The organism is Neobacillus muris, from assembly GCF_943193175.1.
Lineage (GTDB): Bacteria > Bacillota > Bacilli > Bacillales > Cytobacillaceae > Neobacillus > Neobacillus muris.
In genome coordinates this window covers 45,475-53,310 of sequence record NZ_CALPDF010000033.1, presented here as the reverse complement: position 1 = coordinate 53,310, position 7,836 = coordinate 45,475, and the positions used below count along the sequence as shown (strand labels likewise).

9 protein-coding genes are annotated in these 7,836 nt (G+C 40.2%); 8 read left to right on the top strand and 1 reads right to left on the bottom strand.

Going from position 1 to position 7,836, the window contains the following annotated elements; translation table 11 throughout:
* Positions 1–278: 278 nt before the first annotated feature.
* The 4 genes from cmk (at position 279) to fni (ending at position 4,007) form a co-directional block, all read left to right on the top strand.
* On the top strand, positions 279–953 hold the full coding sequence (gene cmk / locus NFS43_RS18165; RefSeq protein ID WP_251554191.1) for a (d)CMP kinase: 675 nt from the start codon (positions 279–281) through the stop codon (positions 951–953).
* Between the two features lies 1 nt (position 954).
* Entirely contained in the window at positions 955–1,536 is a 582-nt protein-coding gene (locus NFS43_RS18160; RefSeq protein ID WP_251554184.1) for a lysophospholipid acyltransferase family protein, read from the top strand.
* A gap of 248 nt (positions 1,537–1,784) precedes the next feature.
* Entirely contained in the window at positions 1,785–2,924 is a 1,140-nt protein-coding gene (gene rpsA, locus NFS43_RS18155; protein ID WP_251554183.1) for a 30S ribosomal protein S1, read from the top strand.
* Positions 2,925–2,936: 12 nt separating this feature from the next.
* Complete coding sequence (gene fni, locus NFS43_RS18150; protein WP_251554182.1) at positions 2,937–4,007, top strand: type 2 isopentenyl-diphosphate Delta-isomerase; 1,071 nt, start codon at positions 2,937–2,939, stop codon at positions 4,005–4,007.
* A 42-nt stretch (positions 4,008–4,049) separates the two neighbouring features.
* On the opposite strand, the gene NFS43_RS18145 is transcribed toward fni, so the two are convergent.
* Positions 4,050–4,196 (bottom strand): YpzI family protein, encoded by a 147-nt coding sequence (locus NFS43_RS18145; RefSeq protein ID WP_251554181.1) that lies wholly within the window; start codon positions 4,194–4,196, stop codon positions 4,050–4,052.
* Positions 4,197–4,302: 106 nt separating this feature from the next.
* Here NFS43_RS18145 and NFS43_RS18140 point away from each other — a divergent pair, with 106 nt between their 5' ends.
* The 4 genes from NFS43_RS18140 to NFS43_RS18125 all read left to right on the top strand — a co-directional run bounded on the left by NFS43_RS18140 (position 4,303) and on the right by NFS43_RS18125 (position 7,828).
* The gene (locus NFS43_RS18140) at positions 4,303–4,911 is read left to right on the top strand and encodes a YphA family membrane protein (RefSeq protein ID WP_251554180.1); all 609 of its coding nucleotides are present in this window, start codon (positions 4,303–4,305) and stop codon (positions 4,909–4,911) included.
* Positions 4,912–5,035: 124 nt separating this feature from the next.
* Positions 5,036–6,346, top strand: coding sequence for a ribosome biogenesis GTPase Der (gene der / locus NFS43_RS18135; RefSeq protein WP_251554179.1), 1,311 nt, complete (start codon positions 5,036–5,038; stop codon positions 6,344–6,346).
* A 22-nt stretch (positions 6,347–6,368) separates the two neighbouring features.
* Positions 6,369–7,418 (top strand): NAD(P)H-dependent glycerol-3-phosphate dehydrogenase, encoded by a 1,050-nt coding sequence (locus NFS43_RS18130; RefSeq protein WP_277613969.1) that lies wholly within the window; start codon positions 6,369–6,371, stop codon positions 7,416–7,418.
* Between the two features lie 224 nt (positions 7,419–7,642).
* Positions 7,643–7,828 carry a DUF2768 domain-containing protein gene (locus tag NFS43_RS18125; RefSeq protein WP_251554178.1) on the top strand — a complete coding sequence of 62 codons (186 nt, stop codon included), beginning with the start codon at positions 7,643–7,645 and terminating at the stop codon, positions 7,826–7,828.
* The last annotated feature ends 8 nt before the right edge of the window (positions 7,829–7,836 follow it).

The following is a 7,836-nucleotide window of genomic DNA, read 5'->3' as shown; positions in this document are numbered from 1 at the left end:
ACAGGCCCATTTGCATGGACAATCAATAAATTTGGTATTTAGATTCTGTGATAATAAAAAATTGCCGAGAAAAATACGCTTTCTCTACAATCTGTAAAGCAGGAAGCTGCTTTTTTTTGATCATAGGTTATCGGAATCACTTGAGAACCAAACGGATCGCACAATAAAAAAATTAATAAAATTATCTTTTTTACACGGTTAAAAATCAAAGGTAATCCGTAAATTATGGTAAAATAAATAGGAGACAACCTATGAGTGGATCAAAACAAGGAGGATTTATGGATAATAGAATATCAATTGCTATTGATGGTCCAGCAGCGGCTGGGAAAAGCACAGTAGCAAAGATTGTAGCAGAAAAATTATCGTATATTTACATTGATACAGGTGCGATGTATCGATCGTTAACCTATAAAGCGATTAAAAATAAGGTTAACCTAGAGGATGAGGATACCTTAATAGAAATGCTCTTAACCACAAGCATTGAACTGCTTCCGTCAAAAACCGGACAATTAGTTTATTTGGACCAACAAGATGTTACAGAAGCGATTCGAACAAGCGATGTCACTAACTCTGTGTCAATTGTTTCTAAACATAAAAGAGTACGTGAGGAAATGGTGAGACGCCAACAAGCTTTTGCAAAAGGGGGCGGGGTCGTTATGGATGGAAGAGATATTGGAACCCATGTCCTGCCTGACGCCGAAGTAAAGGTGTTTTTGCTCGCCAGTGTTGAGGAACGTGCATTGCGGAGGCATCATGAAAATTTGCAAAAAGGATATGAATCAGATTTAGAAAAATTAAAACAGGAAATTGCCCGAAGAGACAAAATAGATTCTGAACGGGAAGCTGCACCGCTAAAAAAAGCAGATGATGCGATCGAAATCGATACCACTTCCATGACCATTCAAGATGTAGTCGAAACCATTATGAGGCTTGTGGAAGAAAGGATTGGGTAGATTGGAATTTTATACATTTGCAAGGGCCGCAGTGAATTCGGTTTTTAAGCCATTGTACAGAATTGAAGTAATTGGAAAGGAAAATGTCCCAAAGGAACAAGGGGTGCTTTTATGCACCAATCATATTCATAATTTTGATCCGATTGTGGTTGGAATTTCAGCACCAAGAACGATTCATTTTATGGCAAAAGAAGAAATCTTTCGTGTTCCAGTCCTGGGGAATATTGTAAGGAAGTGCAAGGCATTCCCTGTAAAAAGAGGCATGAGTGACCGGGAAGCACTCAGAAAAGGAATGAGCGTTTTAAAGGATGGCCATGTTTTAGGGCTTTTTCCGGAAGGAACAAGAAGCAAAACGGGGGAATTAGGGAAAGGTCTGGCGGGGGCAGGTTTCTTTGCACTCAGATCGAATTGTGCAGTTATTCCTTGTGCCGTCATTGGTCCCTACAAAGCATTTCACAAGTTGAAAGTTGTATTTGGAAAGCCAATAGAGATGGATGAGATGCGGGCATCCAAAGCATCTCCTGAAGAAGTGACTGAATTAATTATGTCAGAAATTCATAAACTTATTAAAGAGTATCGATAGCTTCTGCTTGACAAAATAGCTTATTTATAAGAAGTTAATAATTGAGATTCTTTTTTGTCTAGTCAGAATTCATTGATAAATTCTGCACTTATTATGATATTAGCAGCCTAATGAATTGCCAAATAGGCAGGTTCGAATAAGGAGAGGTATATGAACATTTCTTTTTTTGTTCGTATATATTCTTATGAGGCTGAGAAGGCAATTCGCGGTTTGAATAGGATTTGCAGTAGGATTAAGGAGGATTACATATGTCTGAAGAGATGAATCAAGTAGAAGTAAGAAATTTTGAAATTGGCGACAAAGTAACAGGACAAGTAACCAAAGTGGAGGAAAAACAGGTGCTTGTTGATATTCAAGGCAGCAAATTGGATGGCATTATTCCGATTAGTGAATTGTCAAGCTTGCACATTGAAAAAGCTTCTGATGTTGTTTCTGAAGGGGATGAATTAGAGCTTTCAGTAGTGAAAGTAGAGGAAGAAGCATTGGTCCTGTCCAAAAGAAAAGTAGATGCTGAAAAAGCTTGGGATAGCTTGGAAGAAAAATTCCAAACTGGAGAAATTATCGAAACGGAAGTTAAGGATGTTGTAAAAGGCGGTTTAGTGGTTGATCTTGGAGTACGTGGATTCGTGCCAGCTTCCTTGGTGGAAACCTTCTTCGTGGAAGACTTCAGTGATTATAAAGGGCGTACCCTTACTTTCAAGATTGTCGAGCTGGATAAAGAAAAGAACCGTTTAATCCTTTCACACCGTGCTGTGGTTGAAGAAGAAAAGGGCAAACAAAAGCAAAGCCGCTTGGATGCCTTAGAACCGGGGCAAGTGATTGAAGGCACCGTACAACGAATTACCGATTTTGGCGCATTCGTTGATATTGGCGGAATTGATGGACTTGTTCATGTTTCCCAATTATCCCATGAACATGTTAATAAGCCTTCTGATGTTGTTCACGAAGGACAGAAAGTACAAGTTAAAGTTTTAAATGTGGATCGTGGAAGCGAGCGGATTTCTTTATCGATTAAAGATACTCTCCCTGGACCATGGACAAATATTTCCGAAAAAGCTCCTAAAGGCAGCGTTTTAACGGGTACTGTGAAGCGATTGGTTTCCTATGGAGCCTTTGTTGAAGTTTTTCCAGGAGTAGAAGGACTTGTCCATATTTCCCAAATTTCCCATAAACATATTGCCACTCCTCATGAAGTATTGAAAGAAGGCCAAGAGGTGCAGGTGAAAGTGCTTGATGCCAATGAACAAGAACAACGCCTTTCACTAAGCATCAAGGACCTTCTCGAAAAAGAAGCGGAAGAGAATGTGGATTATGAGCTTCCAGAAGAGTCAAAAGGCTTCCAATTAGGAGAAGTCATTGGAGATAAATTAAAGAATCTAGGAAAATAATGGTGATTGATCGTGTCTAGAACCGAACGTAAGTGGGAACATATCCGTTATGCCCTTGAAACTGGGCAGAAAAGCTCATCTGCTTTTGACGATATTAAATTTATTCACCAGAGCTTACCAGATATCAGTGTTTTGGATGTTCGGTTAAACCACTCCATTGGCGGACTTTCTTTAAGTTCGCCAATTTTTATCAATGCAATGACAGGCGGCGGCGGTGAGAAAACCTATCAGATTAATCAGCAGCTGGCGATGGCAGCAAAAGAAACAGGACTTGCAATGGCTGTCGGCTCTCAAACGGCTGCACTGAAGGATCAAACCCAAAGGTATACGTACGAAGTTATTCGCAAAGAGAATCCTTCCGGGATCATCATCGCGAACCTTGGCAGTGAAGCAACAGTGGATGATGCAAAAGCTGCAGCAGCAATGATTGAAGCGGATGCTCTGCAAATTCATTTAAATGTCATACAAGAACTGACAATGCCGGAAGGCGACCGAGATTTTTCAGGGGCGCTAAAAAGAATTGAAATGATCGTTAAGGGTCTCGATATACCTGTCATTGTAAAAGAAGTTGGATTTGGCATGTCACTGGAAACGGTAAGGGCGTTAATCTCAGCAGGAGTGACAATGGCAGATGTCGGAGGCTTTGGCGGAACCAATTTTGCTGAGATCGAAAATAAGCGGCGGAAAAAGATATTGCCGTTTTTTATTGATTGGGGCATCCCTGCTCCTGTATCGATTATTGAGGCATCCTCTGTTTCAAGTCAAATGACCATTATAGGTTCAGGCGGATTCAACAGCGGTTTGGATATCGTTAAAGGACTGGCTTTAGGGGCTGATGCCATTGGTGTTGCAGGGTATTTCCTAAAAATCCTGGTCAAAGAAGGAATTGACAGATTGAGGGAGGAAATCGATTCTCTGCATCATGAAATGGTGCTAATCATGACAGCCTTAGGTGCAAAAACCATTTCTGATTTAAAAAAAACCCCGCTTTTAATTACAGGAGAAACGTATCATTGGCTGAATCAAAGAGGTATCGATACAAAAGGCTATAGTCAACGTTCAATTCAAAGCAAAAGAGGATGACTCCGGTCATCCTCTTTTGCTTTGCAGAGGTACATTTCACTCTTACATATCATATTTCCCGTTATTTAAATCCCTTGCTTCTTCCGGACTTGACATCTTAGTTGAACCTGAAAAATGCAATGCTTGGTCCCGGTCTTTTCCGGCTCTGGCGCTTTCTCTCTGCTTTTTTTCTTGACGGTCCTTACCCATCCTCCACACCTCCTGTTTATAGAATGATTCTCTCTTTAAATATTATTCAAGGTATGAAAATACATAGTGGCAACCAATAATGAAAATAATAGGAGGTGTGTGTGGAATGGAGGGTAATATGTTTTACTGGGTCTTCTGGCTGTTTTGGATCTATCTGACCTTTATCGAAAATAAACAAAATCCTTATCGGACAAAATTGGCTGCCTTCATTTTGATCACCATTATTGTTTCAAATAGTTACTTTTTTATTGGCCATTATAAAGTATTTTTAGGTGGATTATTTTTATTAGTGACTGCTTATTGGGAGATTAGTAAAGAAAAAATGAACAGCATAATCTATTATTCCATATGTTCATTAATTGTTTCAATTTCCTATATTACTTTTCAATTGTTTGAAATCTTCGATCCTATTTGGATTAAGTTTAAAAGAGAATGGATGTTGGCAATCCTCATTGGTTGCTTGAGCTGCTTGCTGCAAAAGACGATAAAAGGAAGATTATTAATTGTGGTCTGCGGGATGATGCAAGGAGATATTTTCTATGCCTATATAGTAACTGGCTTGGAATTTCCTTATGAAATAGGGGCATTTGGCTATTTAAATGTCCTCTCATTAACGGCCCTTTTACTATCTGGGTGGAGTCTGCTTGAACATGCTGGGGCAGTGCTGCAAAATTTTTTTCACCTTCAGGAAAAAGCCAAGCACAAGTCGTCGTAAAATATTATCATTGCAGGAGTCGATTAAGATTTGCTAAGATAATAAAAGTTATCCCTTCTAACGAAAAGAAGGGTTCTTTCTTAAGCCATGCGCTTAAATACAGGCAGAAAGGATGGCGATTCGAATGGTTAAACCGGTTATTGCCATTGTCGGAAGACCGAATGTTGGAAAATCCACTATTTTTAATAGGATTGTTGGTGAAAGAATTTCAATTGTTGAAGATGTACCTGGCGTAACACGCGATCGTATATATAGTTCTGGGGAATGGCTGACGCATGATTTTAATATCATTGATACTGGCGGGATTGATATTGGAGATGAGCCGTTTTTAGAACAAATTCGCCAGCAGGCAGAAGTTGCCATAGACGAAGCGGATGTGATTATCTTTTTGACAAATGGCAGAGAAGGTGTTACGGCTGCCGACGAAGAAGTGGCGAAAATATTATACAAGTCCAAAAAGCCAATCGTTTTAGCGGTTAATAAAATTGATAATCCTGAGATGCGGGATCTCATTTACGATTTTTATGCCCTAGGATTTGGTGAGCCTATTCCTATTTCAGGATCACATGGACTTGGCTTGGGAGATTTATTGGATGCTGCCGCTAAGCATTTCCCTAAAATTGGACAAAACGAGTATGAAGATGATGTGGTTAAGTTTTCATTAATTGGACGTCCTAATGTTGGGAAATCATCACTTGTTAACGCGATTTTAGGGGAAGAAAGAGTAATTGTCAGCGATATTGCCGGTACAACACGGGATGCCATTGATTCACCGTATACATATAATGGACAAAAATTTGTCATTATAGATACAGCCGGTATTCGAAAAAAAGGAAAAGTGTATGAGAATACCGAAAAATATAGTGTACTCCGTGCATTAAGAGCGATTGAACGTTCTGATGTCGTCCTTATGGTTCTAAATGCAGAGGAGGGAATTATTGAGCAGGACAAAAAAATTGCCGGATATGCACATGAAGCAGGGCGGGCTGTAGTCATTGTTGTCAATAAATGGGACGCCATAGAAAAAGATGAGAAAACAATGAAGGAATTCGAACAAAAAATCCGGGACCACTTCTTGTATCTATCCTATGCGCCGATTGTCTTTTTATCAGCCAAAACGAAAAAGCGGATTCATACCCTGCTGCCAATGATAAATATGGCCAGTGATAATCATTCCATGCGTGTAGAGACAAGTGTGCTTAATGATGTCATAATGGACGCTGTGGCCATGAATCCAACACCAACAGATAAAGGGAAGCGGCTGAAAATTTACTATACAACTCAAGTAGCCGTAAAACCACCTACATTTGTCATCTTTGTAAATGAACCTGAGTTATTGCATTTTTCATATGAGCGGTTCCTTGAGAATCGAATTAGGGATGCATTTGGTTTTGAAGGAACGCCAATCAAGATTTTCGCTAGAGAGAGAAAATAACGGAAGGCTGGGGTGAATTGTTGTGCAGGGAAAATCAGAAGAAGTTGCTGTCATCGGTGCTGGAAGCTGGGGCACAGCCCTTGCGATGGTATTGGCAGATAACGGCCATACGGTACGGTTATGGAGCCATAATCAAGATCAGATAAAGGAAATCAATCAATTCCACACAAACACAAAATATTTGCCCGAAATTGTCCTGCCCAAATTAATTATTGGGTACGCTTCGTTATCAGAGGCTTTGGCAGGCATTCACACGGTTATATTAGCAGTGCCCACAAAGGCAATAAGAGAAGTAATTGGAAAAATGGCTGGAGTTCTGGATGAACCAGTTACGATTGCCCACGTGAGTAAAGGAATTGAACCTGATACTTTGCTGAGAATTTCTGAAATGATTAAACAGGAAATGCCTCCTAAACTTTTAGAAGCAGTCGTTGTCCTGTCTGGTCCAAGCCATGCTGAGGAAGTGAGCCTGCGCCATCCGACGACAGTTACGGTAACCAGTGAAGATATGGCCGCAGCTGAAAAAATTCAGGATCTGTTTATTAACCATAATTTTCGTGTCTACACGAACCCCGATATTGTGGGCGTGGAAATTGGCGGTGCATTAAAAAATATCATTGCATTGGCGGCTGGAATATCGGATGGGCTTGGTTATGGGGATAATGCGAAAGCTGCCCTGATTACACGGGGATTGGCGGAAATAGCTAGATTGGGCACTAAAATGGGAGCCAATCCACTAACATTTTCGGGCCTGGCCGGGATTGGCGACTTAATCGTGACATGTACTAGTGTTCACTCAAGAAACTGGAGAGCAGGCAATCAGCTGGGCAAAGGAAAAACGCTGGAAGAAGTCCTCGATAACATGGGAATGGTGGTTGAAGGGGTTAGAACGACAAAGGCAGCACATCAGTTAGCCCAAAAATATGAAGTCAAAATGCCAATTACCAATGCCCTATACGGTATTTTGTTTGCCGGGAAAAACGCCAAGGATGCTGTTGATGAACTCATGTCGCGTGGAAAGACCCATGAGATGGAAGATTTAGTGAATGTGTTGGATGAGCGGATGTTATAAACAAAAAAATACTTTTTAAACATGAATATAGGCGTTAGATGATACGCTTTTCATTTCTTATGCATAAAATGGGAGCGAAGCAACTTGGTAGTTTAACGCCTGGAGTTTGGGTATTTTTAGTCTTCCGGCTGAAGCAAAGATACGCCCCTCTTTGCTTCAGCTTTTTTATTTTTTTCAACAAGTTCCTATGTTATAATAACATTCGGAAAAAGGGGGTATTATGCTTGTCACCTGGAATGGTAAAAATGTGGATTTCTATTGCTGGAATAGGCTTGATGTTTCTGGCCATGATCACCATTTATTTAAGCAGATTTAAGCTAAAAGGGGTATTTCGGATTCTTACTGCTATTTTGGCCTATTTATTTTTGATTGGGGCAGGATTGACGCTGTTAGTTGTCTTTTTGGCGTAATCATGCAT